The organism is Allobosea sp. 2RAB26 (assembly GCF_052115465.1).
Classification (GTDB): Bacteria; Pseudomonadota; Alphaproteobacteria; order Rhizobiales; family Beijerinckiaceae; genus Allobosea.
Genome location: NZ_JBFRGS010000006.1, coordinates 74,868 through 89,949, shown reverse-complemented (window position 1 = coordinate 89,949; position 15,082 = coordinate 74,868). Strand labels below are relative to the sequence as shown.

The following is a 15,082-nucleotide window of genomic DNA, read 5'->3' as shown; positions in this document are numbered from 1 at the left end:
TACTCGCTTGACCGGGCCGGAAGAGCGCCGCAGGTTTGACCATTGTTCAAGACACCGATTTCGGCAGGATCGCCATGACCGCTTCCAAGCTCGACCAGCTCCGCAAGATGACCACCGTCGTCGCCGATACCGGCGATATCGAAGCGGTGCGCCGTCTGAAGCCTGTCGATTGCACCACGAACCCGACCTTGCTGCTCAAGGCCGTCGAAACCCCGGCCTATGCCCATCTCGTCGACGAGGCGATTGTCTGGGGCCGGAAGGCTGCCGGTTCCAGCGACGCCCGCGTGCATGCGGTTTGCGACCGGCTGGCCGTGACCTTCGGCGCCGAACTTGCCGGGATCGTCCCTGGACGGGTCTCGACCGAGGTCGATGCCGATCTCTCGTTCGACACGCAGGCGAGCATCGACAAGGCCCGTGCCATCATCGCTGCCTACCAGGAACGCGGCATCGGGCGGGAGCGCATCCTGATCAAGATCGCCTCGACCTGGGAGGGCATCCAGGCGGCCAGGGTGCTGCAGGCAGAGGGCATCGACTGCAACCTGACCCTGCTCTTCTCGCTGCCGCAGGCCATCGCCTGTGCGGATGCGAAGGCCTTCCTGATTTCCCCCTTCGTCGGTCGAATCCTCGATTGGCACGTCAAGGCCGGCGGCGGCCCCTACACGGCGGAAACCGATCCCGGCGTGGTCTCGGTCCGCACCATCTATGCCTATTACAAGGCCTACGGCATCGACACGGTGGTGATGGGCGCCTCTTTCCGTAACACGAGCGAGATCGAGGCGCTGGCGGGCTGCGACCGGCTGACCATCGGCCCCGGCCTGCTCGACGAGCTCGCTGCGGCGCAGGGCGACCTGCCGCGCAGGCTCTCGCCGGACAATTCCGGGAAGGCACCCGCGAAGCTGCTGCTCGATGAGAAGGCGTTCCGCTTCGCGCTGAACGAGGATGCGATGGCGACGGAGAAGCTCGCCGAAGGCATTCGCGGCTTCGTCAAGGATCTGCGCAGCCTGCGCAAGCTGGTCGATGCACGCCTCGAGGGCGCCAAGGCCGCTTGATGACGGCACTTGTCATCATCGACGTCCAGCGCGACATCCTGGCCGTGCCTGGAGCTGCGCGCGCAGTCGTCGGGGAGCGCTTTGCGAAAGTGCGCGAGCGCCTGGCCGAGTTGATCGGCCGCGCGCATGCTGCCCACCGCCCGGTGATCTTCATCCAGCATGACGGCCCGGCCGGGCACCGCCTGGAAACCGGGACCCCGGGCTGGGAACTCATCCCGACCTGCCGCGACACCCGGGCGACATCATCGTTCACAAGACGGCCTGCGATTCCTTTCACGACACAGCCCTGCAGGTTGTGCTTGCGGAACGGAGGATCGGCCATCTCGTGATCGCCGGATTGATGACGCAGTATTGCGTCGACACCACCTGCCGGCGTGCCGTCAGCCTGGGCTTCGATGTCACGCTCGTCGCCGATGCGCATACGACGGCCGACAGCGATACGTTGCAGGTCGAGCAGATCGTGGCGCATCACAATGCCCTGCTGGACGGTTTCGATGCCGGTTCCGCGACGATCCGCGTCACGCCGCTGGCTCAGGTCGCGTTCGCCTGAATGGCGGCCCGGCGCGGTCGGCAAGAGCGCGCTCGGACGGCTGGGAACGGCCGATGAGCTGGCCGAGCTCGTCGCCTGGCTGGCGAGTGAGCGCTGCAGTTTCTCCGCCGGCGCCGTTTTCGATCTTTTGGCCGGTCTGGCAACCTATTGAGAACATTAGCGGTTCGCCCCTAGGGTGCGCCCGGAGTTGACGGCGAGCCCCGGTGGTGGGAGCCTTCGTGAAGTTCCACTGGGGGCCTGGTCATGTCGGACGCACCCGCGCATCAACCACCTTCTCTCGGTACGCATCTCCTGCCTTTGCGACGTAACTGGGGCTGGCTGCTCGCAGCCGGTATTGCCCTGGTCATCCTTGGCGTGCTCGGGCTTGGCGCTTCCGCCTTGCTCAGCGTCGCCAGCGCCATCTGGTTCGGCGCGATGATGTTCGCCGGCGGCGTGGTCATGCTGATCGACGCCTTCCGGCACAGCGGCTGGAAAAGCCTGCTGATGCATGTGCTGATCGGCCTGCTCTATCTCGGCGTCGGCATCATGACCTTCATCAACCCGGTCGTGGCGACGGCGTCGCTGACGCTTCTGGCGGGCTGTGCCCTGGTCGCAGCCGGCATCTTCCGCATCATCGTCGCCTTCCAGACGCGGCCGACGCCGGTCTGGATCTGGGTTCTGGTCTCCGGGCTGCTTTCACTCGCGCTCGGCGGGATGATCCTGGCGCAATGGCCGGCCTCGAGCTTCTGGGTCCTCGGCACCTTCCTCGCGATCGAGCTGATCTTCCAGGGCTGGGCTTGTGTCGCATTGGCCATGGCGATCCGTTCGACCTTCAATGGCGCCGCCGCCAGGCGAGCGACGCCGCAGGCAGGCTAGATCATCGGACCGGACATCGTATCCGGTCCGGTGATCTAACCCTTTGTGTTTGCACCGGCTTTCCCGAAAGTCGCAATCCACTTTTCAGGCCGATGCTTTAGGGCGGCATCACCTTTGCGTGTGCGGGGCTGGGTGCCACGGCCCGGCCATCATGGGCGCGACAATGGCGGGATGCTCCGTTATGTCGCCCTCGTGATTGCCGGCCTGGTCGTCGCCGAGCCTGCAGCGGCGCAAACGACCTGGCGGATCGAGCGCGGGGTCACCGATATCAGCTTCGTGACCCGCCGCTTCGGGGCAGTCGTCGCGACCGGCCATTTCACGCATTATGATGGGACATTGGCGCTCGATTTCGATCGGCCTGAACGCAGCCGGATCAGGGTCACGATCGAGACGGGTTCGCTCCAGGCCGGCTCTGCCCTCATGGATGGCTTCATCAAGGGCGAGAGCATGCTCGATACGGGGCGCTATCCGACCGCGAGCTTCACCTCTGCTGCGGTGACCCGCACCGGCGACCGCAGCCTCGAGATACGCGGGCAGCTCACCATCCGTTCGATCACCCGACCCATTACGGTGATGGCTGTCGTCGATGGCGACATCGACAGGGCCAGGCGCGGCGAAAAGCTGCCCTTCCAGGCCAATGGCACCTTTTTGCGCCCTGCATTCGAACTCGGCCGGGAGGTCAATGTCGTCGATGACGCGGTCGAGCTTGTGATCAAGGGGCAGCTTGCGCGATGAGCGAGGTGGTGGGGCGGCCGATGCGCTGGCACCCGGCCCTCGTCGCGCTGCATTGGCTGACATTGCTGCTGGTCATTGCCCAGTTCCTGATCGCGTCGCCGATGCGCGATGAAAGCCGCAACCTCGTCGAGCGTTTCGAACTCTACCAACTGCACAAGTCGGTGGGATTGACGGTCGCAGGCATGATCGTGCTGCGGCTTGTCCTGCGCATGGTCGCCCCTGTGCCGCCGCCGGCGAATGCTGGGCGATGGCTGCAGCGGGCCAGCGACGTGGTCCATGCAGGCCTGTATGTCTGCCTGATCGCGCTGCCTGTCACGGGATTGCTCATGGTGTCGGCCGCGCCGCTGCAGATCCCGACGCTCTATTTCGGCTGGCTTGCCGTCCCGCATCTCATTGGGCCCGACAAGGCGACCTATGAGCTGATGCAGTCTCTGCATGCCTGGGCGGGCAATCTTCTCCTCGCGCTCGCCGCGATTCATGTCGCGGCGGCGCTGGTTCACGTGCTGATCTGGCGTGACGGTCTGCTGCGCCGCATGTGGTTCGGCCGCAGATGGGTCGCGCTCCGCGGCGATCAGCGCTGAGCGGCGAAGGCTTCCTCGCGGATCGTGGAGAGCGACTTTGCCGGCGTGATCGCTTCGGGATCGAGCAGGCAGTGGATGATCGCCGGCTTGCCGCTGGCGACCGCGCGCTCGAAGGCCGGAGCGAACTCGGCCGTGGTCTCGACGCGCTCGCCATGGCCGCCGAAAGCCTTGGCATAGGCCGCGAAATCCGGGTTCTTCAGCGTCGTTGCCGAGACGCGACCAGGATAGTGCTTCTCCTGATGCATGCGGATCGTGCCGTACATGCCGTTGTCGACGACGACGACGATCACCGGCAGTTCGTACTGCACGGCCGTCGCGAAATCCTGGCCGTTCATCAGGAAACAGCCGTCGCCGGCGAAGGCGACCACCGTTCTCTCGGGAAACAGCCGCTTGGCGCCGATTGCCGCCGGCACGCCATAACCCATAGACCCGGAGGTCGGCGCGAGCTGCGTCGCAAACTTGGTGAAGCGATGGAAGCGATGCACCCAGGTGGCGTAGTTGCCGGCACCGTTGCAGAGGATCGCGTCGTCGGGGAGGTAGCGACGCAGCCAGGTGACGGCCTCGCCGGGATGGAAGGCGCCAGGTACCGGGGCGGGCTGCTCGCTCCAGGCGAGATAGGCATCATGCGCTTCGGCCGCCGCACCCGCCCAGTTGATCGTCTGGGGCGGATGAACGGTCTCCAAGGCGGCGCAGAAGGCGGTCGGCGAGGCATTGATCGCGAGGCTCGGCCGGTAGACGCGGCCGAGTTCTTCCGGATCGGGATGGACATGCACCAGCGGCCGGCCCGGATTGGGGATGCCGAACAGCGTGTAGGACTGGCTCGGCATCTCGGAGAGGCGGCCGCCGACCAGCAGCACGAGATCGCTGTCCTGGATGCGCTTCAGGAGCTTCGGATTGGGGCCGATGCCGAGATCGCCGGCAAAATTCGGATGGTTGGCCGGGAACAGCATCTGCCGGCGGAAGGAGACCGCGACCGGCAGGTCGAAGCGCTCGGCAAAACGCTGGAAACGCTCGATCGCCTGCGGGTTCCAGCGTGAGCCGCCGAGGATGGCAATCGGCGATTTCGCGGCCCAGAGCCGCTTCTGCAGGTCGATTGTCTGCAGCAGCGAGGGATGCGTCTCGGTGACCTGATAGGGTTCTGCGTCCGCGACGTCGGCGAGGTCGGTCAGCACGTCCTCGGGCAGCGCGATCACCACCGGGCCGGGGCGGCCGGCTGTCGCGACATGGAACGCACGGCTGATGATCTCGGGAATGCGGGCGGCGTCGTCGATCTCCGTCGCCCATTTCGTCATGGTGCCGAAGACGGCGCGGTAATCGAGTTCCTGGAAGGCCTCGCGCTCGCGCATGCCGCGCTCGATCTGGCCGACGAACAGGATCATCGGGGTCGAGTCCTGGTCGGCGATATGAATGCCCGGCGAGGCATTGGTCGCGCCGGGGCCGCGGGTGACGAAGCAGATGCCGGGCTTGCCTGTGAGCTTGCCGGCAGCCTCGGCCATCATCGCGGCGCCGCCTTCGGCGCGGCAGATGGTGACCTTCAGCTTCGCGTCATGCAGCGCGTCGAGCACGGCGAGATAGCTCTCGCCGGGCACGCAGAACGCGTCGGTCGCGCCATGAATCAGCAATTGGTCGACGAGGATCTGCCCGCCAGTCCGTTCAGCCATGTGTATGCCCTCCCCAGGCGGGGTCGTTCAGGATGTCGTCTTGATGTTCGCCGAGCCGAGGGCTAGGCCGCGATGCGACCTGCCGTTCGCCGTCGATGACGATGGGCGAGGCGACGGTCGGGATCGCGCCCTTGGCCGCAGCCGCGGCAGGCAGGTCGACCTTGATGCCGCGGGCCACCACCTGCGGATCGGCAAAGACCTCGTCGATCGTGTTGATCGGGCCGGCCGGAACGCCGGCTTCTTCCAGCGCAGCCAGAAGTTCGGCCTTGTGGCGGCGGGCGGTCAGCGAGGCCAGCATCGGGATCAGGATTGCGCGGTTGGCGACCCGGCCCTTGTTGTCGGCATAATCGGCATGACTGCCGAGATCGGAGCGGCCAAGCACGTCGCAAAGCCTGCGGTATTGCCCGTCATTGCCGGTCGCGATGATGATGTGCCCGTCTGCGACGGGGAAGACTTCGTAGGGCACGATATTGGGATGGGCGTTGCCGAGCCGGGCCGGGGCTTTTCCTGAGACCAGGTAGTTCAGCGCCTGGTTGCCGAGCACGGCGACCTGCGTGTCCATCAAGGCGAGGTCGAGCGTCGCGCCCTCGCCGGTGGCATCGCGTCGCCGCAGCGCCGCCAGGATGCCGACGGTCGCATAGAGCCCGGTGAAGATGTCCGTCTTGGCATAGCCGGCCTTGGTCGGCTGACCGTCGGGCTGGCCGGTGATCGACATCGAGCCGGCCATGCCCTGGATCAGGAAGTCGTACCCGGCGCGCTCGGCATAGGGACCGTCCTGTCCGAAGCCGGTGATCGAGCAATAGATCAGGTTCGGATGAAGCTTGCGCAGCGAGGCGGCGTCGAGCCCGTATTTGGCGAGCCCGCCGACCTTGAAGTTCTCGATCACCACATCGGCATGGCCGGCGAGCTTGCGCACCAGGGCGCGGCCCTCTTCCGTGCGGAAATCGGCCGTGATCGAGCGTTTGCCGCGGTTGGCGCTGTGGAAATAGGCCGCCGAGAGCGTGCCGCCGTCTGTCCCTTCGACGAAGGGAGGACCCCAGTTGCGGGTGTCGTCGCCTTCGGGGCTTTCGACCTTGACGACATCGGCGCCGAGATCGGCCAGCAACTGGCCGATCCAGGGGCCGGCAAGGATGCGCGCGAGTTCGAGGACGCGCAGGCCGGCAAGGGGAGGAGTCGTCATCAGGTCATTCCGGCTTCGAGGCTGCCGTCAGGGCCGGGTTTGGCCCAGCCATCCCTTGAAGGGTTCGCGGCAAAAGACATGCCTGGGGCAAGCCCCAGGCATGAGGTCGCGGCTCAGAAGAACGCCTGCAGCCCGGTGACGGCGCGCCCGAGGATCAGCGCATGAACGTCATGCGTGCCCTCATAGGTGTTGACCGTCTCCAGGTTCGCGGCATGGCGCATGACGTGGAACTCGATCGAGATGCCGTTGCCGCCATGCATGTCGCGGGCCTGGCGGGCGATGTCGAGCGCCTTGCCGCAATTGTTGCGCTTCACCAGCGAGATCATCTCGGGCGCCATCCTGCCGTCGTCGAGCAGGCGGCCGACGCGAAGCGAGCCCTGCAGGCCGAGCGTGATCTCGGTCAGCATGTCGGCGAGCTTCTTCTGGTAGAGCTGGGTCTGGGCCAGAGGCTTGTTGAACTGCTTGCGGTCGAGCCCGTACTGGCGGGCGCGGTGGAAGCAGTCCTCGGCGGCGCCCATCACGCCCCAGGAGATGCCGTAGCGGGCGCGGTTGAGGCAGCCAAACGGCCCCTTCAATCCAGAGACGTTCGGCAGCAGGTTCTCTTCCGGCACGATGACGCCGTCCATGACGACCTCGCCCGTGATCGAGGCGCGCAGGCTAAGCTTGCCGCCGATCTTCGGCGCGCTCAGGCCCTTCATGCCCTTCTCGAGGATGAAGCCGCGGATCTGGTTGTCATGCGCGGCCGACTTCGCCCAGATCACGAACACATCCGCGATCGGCGAATTCGAGATCCACATCTTCGAGCCGGTCAGCTTGTAGCCGTCGGCCACCTTCTCGGCGCGGGTCTTCATGCCGGCCGGGTCGGAGCCGGCGTCGGGCTCGGTCAGGCCGAAGCAGCCGATCCACTCGCCGGAGCCGAGCTTGGGCAGGTACTTCTTGCGCTGGTTCTCGTCGCCATAGGCGTAGATCGGATACATCACGAGCGAGGACTGCACGCTCATCATCGAGCGATAGCCGGAATCGACGCGCTCGACCTCGCGGGCCACCAGCCCATAGGAGACGTAGTTGGCGCCGGCGCAGCCATATTCCTCCGGCACCGTCACGCCGAGCAGGCCGAGTTCGCCCATCTCATTGAAGATGGAGCGGTCGGTCTTCTCCTCGAGATAGGCCTCCGAGACGCGCGGGAGCAGCTTCTCCTGCGCGTACTGGCGGGCCGTGTCGCGGATCAGGCGCTCGTCCTCGTTGAGCTGGTCGTCGAGCAGGAAGGCATCGTCCCACTGGAATTCCGCGAGCTTGTGGCTTGCGGAGTGGCTGCGTGCGGCTTCGGCCATGGTTTCTCTCCCGTTCGCTCAGGCGTCGACGTCGAAGCTGACGCCCTGCGCCAGCGGCAATGTCGTGCCGTAGTTCAGCGTATTGGTAGCGCGGCGCATATAGGCCTTCCACGCGTCCGAACCGGCCTCGCGGCCGCCGCCGGTCTCCTTCTCGCCGCCGAAGGCTCCGCCGATCTCGGCACCCGAAGGGCCGATATTGACGTTGGCGATGCCGCAATCCGAGCCTTCGCCGGAAACGAAGGTCTCGGCCTCGCGCATGTCGAGGGTGAAGATGGACGAGGAGAGACCGGCACCGACCGCGTTCTGCAGCGCGATCGCCTGGTCCAGCGTCTTGTACTTCATGACATAGAGGATCGGCGCAAAGGTCTCGCGCTCGACCGGGCCGGTCTGCTCGGGCATCTCGACCAGCGCCGGGCGGACATAGAAGCCACCGCTGCCGACATCGACCTTCTCGCCGCCCTGGACCTTGCCGCCGGCAGCCTTGGCTTCGCCGAGCGCCTTCTGCATGCCCTCATAGGCAGCCTCGTCGATCAGCGGCCCGACCAGCACGCCGGCCTCGCGGGGATCGCCGATCTTGACCGAGCCATAGACCTTGATCAGGCGCGGGATCAGCGCGTCATAGACGCTCTCATGGACGATCAGGCGGCGCAGCGTGGTGCAGCGCTGGCCGGCCGTGCCCATCGCAGCAAAGGCGATGCCGCGCAGCGCGATATCGAGATCGGCGGAAGGCGCCACGATCGCGGCATTGTTGCCGCCGAGTTCGAGAATGGCGCGGGCGAAGCGGGCGGCGAGCTTCTGGCCGACTTCCTTGCCCATCCGGGTCGAGCCGGTGGCGGAAAGAACCGGCACGCGGTGATCCTGCACCAGTGCGTCGCCGATCTCGCGACCGCCGATCAGGACTTCCGACAGGCCGACCGGAGCCTCGGGGCCGAAGCGCTTCATGGTGCGCTCGACGATGGCCTGGACGGCGAGCGCCGTCAGCGGGGTCTTCTCGGAGGGCTTCCAGACGACGCTATCGCCGCAGACGAATGCAAGCGCCGCATTCCAGGACCAGACGGCGACCGGGAAGTTGAAGGCCGAGATCACGCCGCAGACGCCGAGCGGATGCCAGGTCTCCATCATGCGGTGGCTCGGGCGCTCGGTGGCGATGGTCAGGCCGTAGAGCTGGCGCGAAAGACCGACCGCGAAATCGCAGATGTCGATCATCTCCTGGACTTCGCCGAGCCCCTCGGAGGTGACCTTGCCGGCTTCCAGCGTCACCAGCAGGCCGAGATCGGTCTTGGCGTTGCGCAGCTCCTCGCCGAGCAGGCGGACGAACTCACCACGGCGCGGGGCCGGGACCTTGCGCCAGGCCAGGAAGGCGGACTGCGCGCGGCCGATCGCCGCCTCGGTCTCCGCAACGCTCGTCTCGCGCAGCGTCGCCACCGTCTCGCCGGTGATGGGGGAGCGTGCGGCAAGGCCCGCGGACGCGAAGACGGTGTCCGGCACGCCGAGACGCTTGAGCAGCGCGAGCGCATCCTTCGGCAAAGATGAAGCCATGTCCTGGTTCCGACCTGTCGATTGCTAGTATGTCAAATGGCGCGGGAAAGAGCCGCCGCGCCGGAAGGGCGCAGAATGCCCTCTTCCGGTCGCGCTCGGCAACAGATATGTTCTCACGAGTTGATGAGAATAGCTCATGACCTTTGATCTCGTTCCCGGACGCCTTTCGGTGCCCTCCCTGTCGGCGCTCGCGGCCTTCGAGGCGGCTGCGCGCCATGGCAGTTTCACGCGCGCCGCCGAGGAACTGAACCTGACGCAAGGGGCGATCAGCCGCCAGGTCGCGCATCTCGAGCAGGTGCTCGGCGTCAGTCTGTTCCAGCGCGTCAAGAAACGCGTCAGCCTGACGCCGGCCGGGAGCGCCTATGCGACCGAGATCCGCGATGGGCTCTCGCGCCTTGCGGCTGCGACCGTCTCGGCCATGGCCTTTCGCGGCGCGGCCGGCGTGCTGCATCTCGGTATCCTGCCGACCTTCGGCACACGCTGGCTGATTCCGCGTCTGCCGCGCTTCATCGAGGCCCATCCCGGCGTCACCATCAACTTCACGACCAAGCTGGTGCCCTTTGATTTCGGGCGCGAGCCGATCGATGCCGCCGTGCATTTCGGCGATCCGGTCTGGCCCGGCGCGGTGCTGCATCGCTTGATGGGGGAGGAGGTCGTTCCCGTGGCGGCGCCCTCGCTGGTCGAGCGCCTGGGCTTGAAGGAGCCGGCGGATATGCTGCGCGCGCCGTTGCTGCAGCAGGCGACGCGACCCCGGGCCTGGGCGAACTGGCTGGAAAAACAGGGGCTGCCTCCGGAGCGGGCGCTGATGGGGCCGCGCTTCGAGCAATTTGCCATGGTCTCGCAGGCGGCCGTGGCTGGGTTGGGTCTTGCGATCGTGCCGCGCTTCCTGATCGAGGAGGAATTACGGTCGGGCGCGCTCGTCGTCCCGGTCGACCGGCCGGTCAGCGGCACGGAGGGCTATTACCTGGTCTATCCCGAGACCCGGGCCGCGCTGCCGGCGGTGATCGCCTTTCGCGACTGGCTGCTCGGCGAATGCGGGCTCACGGCCTGAGCACTCGACAAGCCGGCGCTGTCACGTCATTCATGCGTGAAATTCACCAACCCCGGCCACAGAGCGTCGTGGCCCGAACTGCGCAGGACTGACATGCCGTCCTTTTCCGAGACCGCCGATGTCGTGATCTGTGGAGGGGCCGCCATCGGTTCCTCCGTCGCCTATCATCTCGCCGCCGACCCACGCTTCAAGGGCAGGGTGGTGGTCCTGGAGAAGGATCCGACCTACCGCTACTCCGCCTCGGCGCTCTCGGCGGCTTCGATCCGGCAGCAATTCTCGAGTTCGGTGAACATCCGTATCTCGCTCCACGGCATCGAGTTTTTGCGCAATATCGGGACGCATCTCGCCGTCGATGGCGAGGTTCCGGCCATCGATCTGCATGAGGGCGGCTACCTCTATGTCGCGAGCGGCGAGGGAGCCCCGGTCCTCGCCTCGAACCAGAAACTGCAGCAGGACGAGGGCGCCGATATTGCGCTCTATGCTGCGGATATGTTGCGCAGCAAATTTAGCTGGCTCAATGTTGAGGATCTCGCCTGCGGCACCTATGGGGTCAGCGGGGAGGGCTGGTTCGACGGTTGGGCGCTGCTCCAGGCCTTTCGCAAGAAGGCGCGCGCGCTCGGTGTCGAGTACCGCCAGGGCGAAGCGGCGCGGTATATCGTGGAAGGCGGCCGCGTCGTCGGCGTCGAGCTTGGCGATGGCAGCCGCATCGGCTGTGGCGCGGTCGTCAACGCCTCGGGCACGCATGGTGCGCGGCTGGCGGCAACGGCCGGCATCGCGATTCCCGTCAGGTCGATGAAGCGCTACGTCTTCAGCTTCACCTGCAAGGGCGAGGTCGATAACTGCCCGCTTCTGATCGATACCTCCGGTGCCTATTGCCGGCCCGAGGGCAAGCGCGGCAGCGAGGGGCAGATGTTCATTTGCGGCGCCTCCCCGCCGGCCGAACTCGATCGCGAATGGATCGAGACCGATGCCGATGTGGAGGATGTCGACTGGTCCTTTTTTGAGGAGCATGTCTGGGCGCCGCTCGCCCATCGTGTGCCCGCCTTCGAGGCGATCAAGCCCGGTCGCGCCTGGGCCGGCCCCTATGACATGAATGAACTCGACGGCAATGCCATCCTCGGCCCGGCCGTCGGCCTGCCGAATCTCTATCTTGCCAATGGTTTCTCGGGGCACGGCCTGCAGCAGTCCCCGGCTGTGGGACGGGGGATTGCCGAGCAGATTGTGCATGGCGGCTATCGCACGCTCGATCTTGCCGATCTCGGTCACGAGCGCATCGTTGCGGGGCGGCCGCTGACGGAGGCCAATATCATCTGAGGAGGCACGCATGGTCGATCCGGCTTATGTTCAGACCATGGCGCGCTACAACGCCTGGCAGAACCAGAGCCTGTGCGATGCGGCCGACACACTTGACGAGGAAGGTCGTCGTCGGGATCGCGGCGCCTTCTTCAAGTCGATCCACGGTACGCTGAACCATATCCTGTGGGCCGACGAAATCTGGCTCCACCGGCTGATCGGGACGCCCAAGCCGCCGATCAGCGGCCGCGATGCACCGATCTATGTCGATGACTGGGCCGAGTTCCGCCGTCGGCGTGCCGAGCGCGACGAGGCGATCCTGGCCTGGGCTGCTACCGTCGACGCCAACTGGCTGCGCGGGACCCTGATCTGGTATTCGGGCGCCGCCGGCCGCGAACTCGGCAAGCCGCGCGCCTTTGCGCTCATGCACATGTTCAACCACCAGACGCATCATCGCGGGCAGGTTCACGCCATGCTGACGGCGGCCGGCACCAGACCCGAGGATACCGATCTCCTCCTCGTCGACGAACCGCGCTGAACGGCCCTCCGGTTCAGGCCTGCTTGGTCCGTTTCGCCCGGGCCAGGGTCTTCACGGGGGCAGGCTTGTCGCTGTCTTCTTTCGCTTCAGGCACGGTTGCCGTCGTGTTCTGGCTCAGCTTCTGGAACAGGCCGAGCCCGACCATCGCCAGCACAGCGAGCAGGACCAGCAGGCCGGGATAGACGACGTCGCTCATCGCGGACCGCGACGCCTTGGTGATCAGCACCAGCGATTCCAGGCTGAGCGCAATGATGATGATCGTCATGAATTTGGTCAGCGAGCCGCGCGCTTCTGCCGGGCGCCGCAATTCGCGATCGCTGATCACCTCTTCCTCGAACAGGAATTTGCCGACATCCGCGACCGCGACCGCAATGATCACGAGGCCGATGCCGTCGAGCATGGTCTCAAGTGCGCCGTCGCCGGTTCGGAACCCGGTGAACGTCCGCCAGACCGCAACCACCATCAGCATCACCGAGGCGGCGAGCAGGGAACCCGCAATGGCGGTGTAGAGGATGCGACTGAAGAGCAACATGAGAGACGCAGTCTGTCCGCAGAAATTCGGGCGGTTGGCGTGAGAAACGGGCATGGCGGCCCACTGTTCCATGCGGCTTGTCGATTGTTCCGGTTCGATGCAGGTTGCCGGCGCTGTTTCGGAGACCCGCCATGCCCGAGCTCTCGAGCCTGCTTGCCTTCGCCCTGATCGCGTTCGGCATGGTGCTGACGCCCGGTCCGAACATGATCTACCTGATCTCGCGCTCGATCTCGCAGGGACATGCTGCCGGGCTGATCTCGCTCATCGGCGTCGTGCTTGGCTTCGTCATCTACATGCTTTGCGCCACTTTCGGCATCACGGCGCTGCTCTTCGCCGTGCCTTATGCCTATGACGCGCTGCGCTTCGGTGGCGCGGCCTATCTCCTGTACCTCGCCTGGCAGGCGCTGCGGCCGGGCGGGCGCTCGCCCTTCCAGGTTCGCGAGCTGGTGCCTGACGGGCCGCGCAAGCTCTTTGCCATGGGCTTCCTGACCAGCCTGCTCAATCCCAAGATCGCGATGTTCTATCTCGCGCTGCTGCCGCAGTTCATCGATCCCGCGGCGGGTAATGTCCTGACGCAGTCGCTGGTGCTCGGCGCGATCCAGATCGTGATCAGCGGCAGCGTCAATGCGCTGATCATCTTTACCGCCGGCAGCATTGCCCTCTTCCTTCGCACACGGCCGTTCTGGGCGGTGGTGCAGCGCTGGCTGATGGGCACGGTGCTTGCCGGCCTCGCGGTGAAGATGGCGACGGAAGCGCAGCGCTAGCTCACATCCCCTTTCCGGATATCGTGCCGGACATCATGCGTCGTAGCCCCGGCCGCAACGGGCATGGACATGCGGCGCAGCAAGGCCAGCAGGAGTTTTTCATGAGTGTCGCCAACGGCCGGGCTTTGCTCGCAATCCCCGGCCCGACCAATATCCCCGATCGCGTGCTGCAGGCGATGATGCGGCCGGCCGAGGAACTCAGCTCCAAGCCGATCCTCGATCTGACCGAGACGCTCCTGACCGATTTCCGGAAGATCTTCCGCACCAAGGGCGAGACCTTCATCTATGCCGCCAACGGGCATGGCGGCTGGGAAGCGGCCCTGACCAATGTGCTCTCCCGCGGCGACAAGGTTCTCGTGCTGGCGAGCGGGCGCTTTGCCGTAGGCTGGGGCGAGATGGCCCGTTTCCTGGGGGCAGATGTCGAGGTCCTCGCCGGGTCATGGCGCGCAGCGGTCGATCCGGTGGCCGTCGAGGAACGCCTGCGGCGCGACACGAACCATGAGATCAAGGCCGTGCTCATGGTGCAGATCGATACGGCATCCGGCGTCGTCAACGACGTGCAGGCCGTGCGCAAGGCGATCGATGCCGCCGGCCACCCGGCCTTGTACATGATCGATGGCGTCGCCTCGCTCGGCTGCATGCGGTTCGAGATGGACGATTGGGGCGTCGACATTGCCATGTCTGCGTCGCAGAAGGGGCTGATGACGCCGCCCGGGCTGGCCTTCGTCGCGGCGAGCGGGAAGGCGCTGCATGCGCATCCGCACGCGACGATGCGGACGGCCTACTGGGACTGGACCTCACGGCTGAGCCCGCTCCTCTACATGAAGCATTTCGGCACTCCGCCCGAGCATCTGATGTTCGGCCTGCGCGCCGCGCTCGACATGATCCTCGAGGAGGGACTGGAGCCTGTCTGGCGCCGTCATGCCCTGCTTGCCGGGGCAACCCATGCTGCCATGTCGCGATGGGCCGAGGGCCAGGTCCTGACCTGCAATATCGAGGAACCATCGCAGCGGGCGCCCTCGGTCACGACCATCCTCGTTCAGGGCGATCCGAGTTCGATCACCGATTATGCGCGGACGGTCTGCGGCGTGACGCTCGGGCTCGCGATCGGCGATCTCGCCGGCAAGGCCTTTCGCATTGCCCATATGGGCCATGTCAATGCGCCGATGGTGCTTGGCAGCCTGAGCGCCGTCGAAATGGCCTTGCAGGCGCAGAATATCCCGCATGGTGCCGGTGGCGTTGCTGCAGCCATCACGCATCTGGCCCAAGGCGCGTAACCGGGCGGTTTGGGAATCGGCCCCAAGGGTGGATTGCAGCTTTCGGGGAAGCCGATGCAAGCACAGAAGGTCAGATCATCGGACCCGATACGATCCGCTGATCTGACGGCTAAGGCTCGCCGCAATGCGGCGGGCGCATTCTCGTG

Annotated in this window: 14 protein-coding genes and 1 pseudogene; 10 read left to right on the top strand and 5 right to left on the bottom strand. The window is 65.9% G+C overall.

Annotated features, from left to right (window positions below; genetic code table 11):
* Positions 1 to 74 precede the first annotated feature (74 nt).
* The 5 genes and pseudogenes from tal (at position 75) to AB4118_RS12930 (ending at position 3,770) form a co-directional block, all read left to right on the top strand.
* On the top strand, positions 75 to 1,049 hold the full coding sequence (gene tal / locus AB4118_RS12950; protein ID WP_441490114.1) for a transaldolase: 975 nt from the start codon (positions 75 to 77) through the stop codon (positions 1,047 to 1,049).
* A pseudogene (locus AB4118_RS12945) lies at positions 1,049 to 1,599 on the top strand (isochorismatase family protein). Before tal ends, AB4118_RS12945 begins: the two are co-directional and overlap by 1 nt.
* Positions 1,600 to 1,842: 243 nt before the next feature.
* A complete protein-coding gene (locus tag AB4118_RS12940) occupies positions 1,843 to 2,454 on the top strand; it encodes an HdeD family acid-resistance protein (protein WP_441490113.1) in 612 nt (203 codons plus the stop codon).
* A 171-nt stretch (positions 2,455 to 2,625) separates the two neighbouring features.
* Positions 2,626 to 3,189: a YceI family protein gene (locus tag AB4118_RS12935; protein WP_441490112.1), complete on the top strand. Its 564-nt coding sequence runs from the start codon at positions 2,626 to 2,628 to the stop codon at positions 3,187 to 3,189.
* Positions 3,186 to 3,770, top strand: a complete 585-nt coding sequence (locus AB4118_RS12930) for a cytochrome b (protein ID WP_441490111.1) — start codon at positions 3,186 to 3,188, stop codon at positions 3,768 to 3,770. The genes AB4118_RS12935 and AB4118_RS12930 overlap by 4 nt, the downstream gene beginning before the upstream one ends.
* On the opposite strand, the gene AB4118_RS12925 is transcribed toward AB4118_RS12930, so the two are convergent.
* The 4 genes from AB4118_RS12925 to amaB all read right to left on the bottom strand — a co-directional run bounded on the left by AB4118_RS12925 (position 3,761) and on the right by amaB (position 9,481).
* A complete protein-coding gene (locus AB4118_RS12925) occupies positions 3,761 to 5,431 on the bottom strand; it encodes a thiamine pyrophosphate-binding protein (protein ID WP_441490110.1) in 1,671 nt (556 codons plus the stop codon). The genes AB4118_RS12930 and AB4118_RS12925 overlap by 10 nt on opposite strands.
* Positions 5,424 to 6,611 (bottom strand): CaiB/BaiF CoA transferase family protein, encoded by a 1,188-nt coding sequence (locus AB4118_RS12920; RefSeq protein ID WP_441490109.1) that lies wholly within the window; start codon positions 6,609 to 6,611, stop codon positions 5,424 to 5,426. Before AB4118_RS12920 ends, AB4118_RS12925 begins: the two co-directional genes overlap by 8 nt.
* Before the next feature lie 113 nt (positions 6,612 to 6,724).
* Positions 6,725 to 7,942 carry an acyl-CoA dehydrogenase gene (locus AB4118_RS12915; protein WP_113515131.1) on the bottom strand — a complete coding sequence of 406 codons (1,218 nt, stop codon included), beginning with the start codon at positions 7,940 to 7,942 and terminating at the stop codon, positions 6,725 to 6,727.
* Positions 7,943 to 7,960: 18 nt separating this feature from the next.
* Positions 7,961 to 9,481, bottom strand: coding sequence for an L-piperidine-6-carboxylate dehydrogenase (amaB, locus tag AB4118_RS12910; RefSeq protein ID WP_441490108.1), 1,521 nt, complete (start codon positions 9,479 to 9,481; stop codon positions 7,961 to 7,963).
* Between the two features lie 136 nt (positions 9,482 to 9,617).
* On the opposite strand from amaB, the gene AB4118_RS12905 reads away from it, so the two are divergent.
* From AB4118_RS12905 to AB4118_RS12895, 3 genes are all read left to right on the top strand, one after another.
* Complete coding sequence (locus AB4118_RS12905) at positions 9,618 to 10,532, top strand: LysR family transcriptional regulator (RefSeq protein ID WP_441490107.1); 915 nt, start codon at positions 9,618 to 9,620, stop codon at positions 10,530 to 10,532.
* 93 nt (positions 10,533 to 10,625) lie between these two features.
* Positions 10,626 to 11,846 (top strand): NAD(P)/FAD-dependent oxidoreductase, encoded by a 1,221-nt coding sequence (locus AB4118_RS12900; RefSeq protein ID WP_441490106.1) that lies wholly within the window; start codon positions 10,626 to 10,628, stop codon positions 11,844 to 11,846.
* A 10-nt stretch (positions 11,847 to 11,856) separates the two neighbouring features.
* Positions 11,857 to 12,363 carry a DinB family protein gene (locus AB4118_RS12895; RefSeq protein WP_441490105.1) on the top strand — a complete coding sequence of 169 codons (507 nt, stop codon included), beginning with the start codon at positions 11,857 to 11,859 and terminating at the stop codon, positions 12,361 to 12,363.
* A 13-nt stretch (positions 12,364 to 12,376) separates the two neighbouring features.
* On the opposite strand, the gene AB4118_RS12890 is transcribed toward AB4118_RS12895, so the two are convergent.
* Positions 12,377 to 12,895: a GNAT family acetyltransferase gene (locus tag AB4118_RS12890; RefSeq protein WP_441490104.1), complete on the bottom strand. Its 519-nt coding sequence runs from the start codon at positions 12,893 to 12,895 to the stop codon at positions 12,377 to 12,379.
* A 131-nt stretch (positions 12,896 to 13,026) separates the two neighbouring features.
* Here AB4118_RS12890 and AB4118_RS12885 point away from each other — a divergent pair, with 131 nt between their 5' ends.
* Positions 13,027 to 13,659, top strand: a complete 633-nt coding sequence (locus AB4118_RS12885) for a LysE family translocator (protein WP_441490103.1) — start codon at positions 13,027 to 13,029, stop codon at positions 13,657 to 13,659.
* A gap of 101 nt (positions 13,660 to 13,760) precedes the next feature.
* Positions 13,761 to 14,936, top strand: coding sequence for a pyridoxal-phosphate-dependent aminotransferase family protein (locus AB4118_RS12880; RefSeq protein WP_441490102.1), 1,176 nt, complete (start codon positions 13,761 to 13,763; stop codon positions 14,934 to 14,936).
* Positions 14,937 to 15,082 lie beyond the last annotated feature (146 nt).

Bases quoted from the DNA above. Each gene is read 5' to 3' on its own strand.
- tal (WP_441490114.1), top strand. From the start codon at position 75: ATGACCGCTTCCAAGCTCGACCAGCTCCGCAAGATGACCACCGTCGTC.
- AB4118_RS12940 (WP_441490113.1), top strand. From the start codon at position 1,843: ATGTCGGACGCACCCGCGCATCAACCACCTTCTCTCGGTACGCATCTC.
- AB4118_RS12935 (WP_441490112.1), top strand. From the start codon at position 2,626: ATGCTCCGTTATGTCGCCCTCGTGATTGCCGGCCTGGTCGTCGCCGAG.
- AB4118_RS12930 (WP_441490111.1), top strand. From the start codon at position 3,186: ATGAGCGAGGTGGTGGGGCGGCCGATGCGCTGGCACCCGGCCCTCGTC.
- AB4118_RS12925 (WP_441490110.1), bottom strand. From the start codon at position 5,431: ATGGCTGAACGGACTGGCGGGCAGATCCTCGTCGACCAATTGCTGATT.
- AB4118_RS12920 (WP_441490109.1), bottom strand. From the start codon at position 6,611: ATGACGACTCCTCCCCTTGCCGGCCTGCGCGTCCTCGAACTCGCGCGC.
- AB4118_RS12915 (WP_113515131.1), bottom strand. From the start codon at position 7,942: ATGGCCGAAGCCGCACGCAGCCACTCCGCAAGCCACAAGCTCGCGGAA.
- amaB (WP_441490108.1), bottom strand. From the start codon at position 9,481: ATGGCTTCATCTTTGCCGAAGGATGCGCTCGCGCTGCTCAAGCGTCTC.
- AB4118_RS12905 (WP_441490107.1), top strand. From the start codon at position 9,618: ATGACCTTTGATCTCGTTCCCGGACGCCTTTCGGTGCCCTCCCTGTCG.
- AB4118_RS12900 (WP_441490106.1), top strand. From the start codon at position 10,626: ATGCCGTCCTTTTCCGAGACCGCCGATGTCGTGATCTGTGGAGGGGCC.
- AB4118_RS12895 (WP_441490105.1), top strand. From the start codon at position 11,857: ATGGTCGATCCGGCTTATGTTCAGACCATGGCGCGCTACAACGCCTGG.
- AB4118_RS12890 (WP_441490104.1), bottom strand. From the start codon at position 12,895: ATGTTGCTCTTCAGTCGCATCCTCTACACCGCCATTGCGGGTTCCCTG.
- AB4118_RS12885 (WP_441490103.1), top strand. From the start codon at position 13,027: ATGCCCGAGCTCTCGAGCCTGCTTGCCTTCGCCCTGATCGCGTTCGGC.
- AB4118_RS12880 (WP_441490102.1), top strand. From the start codon at position 13,761: ATGAGTGTCGCCAACGGCCGGGCTTTGCTCGCAATCCCCGGCCCGACC.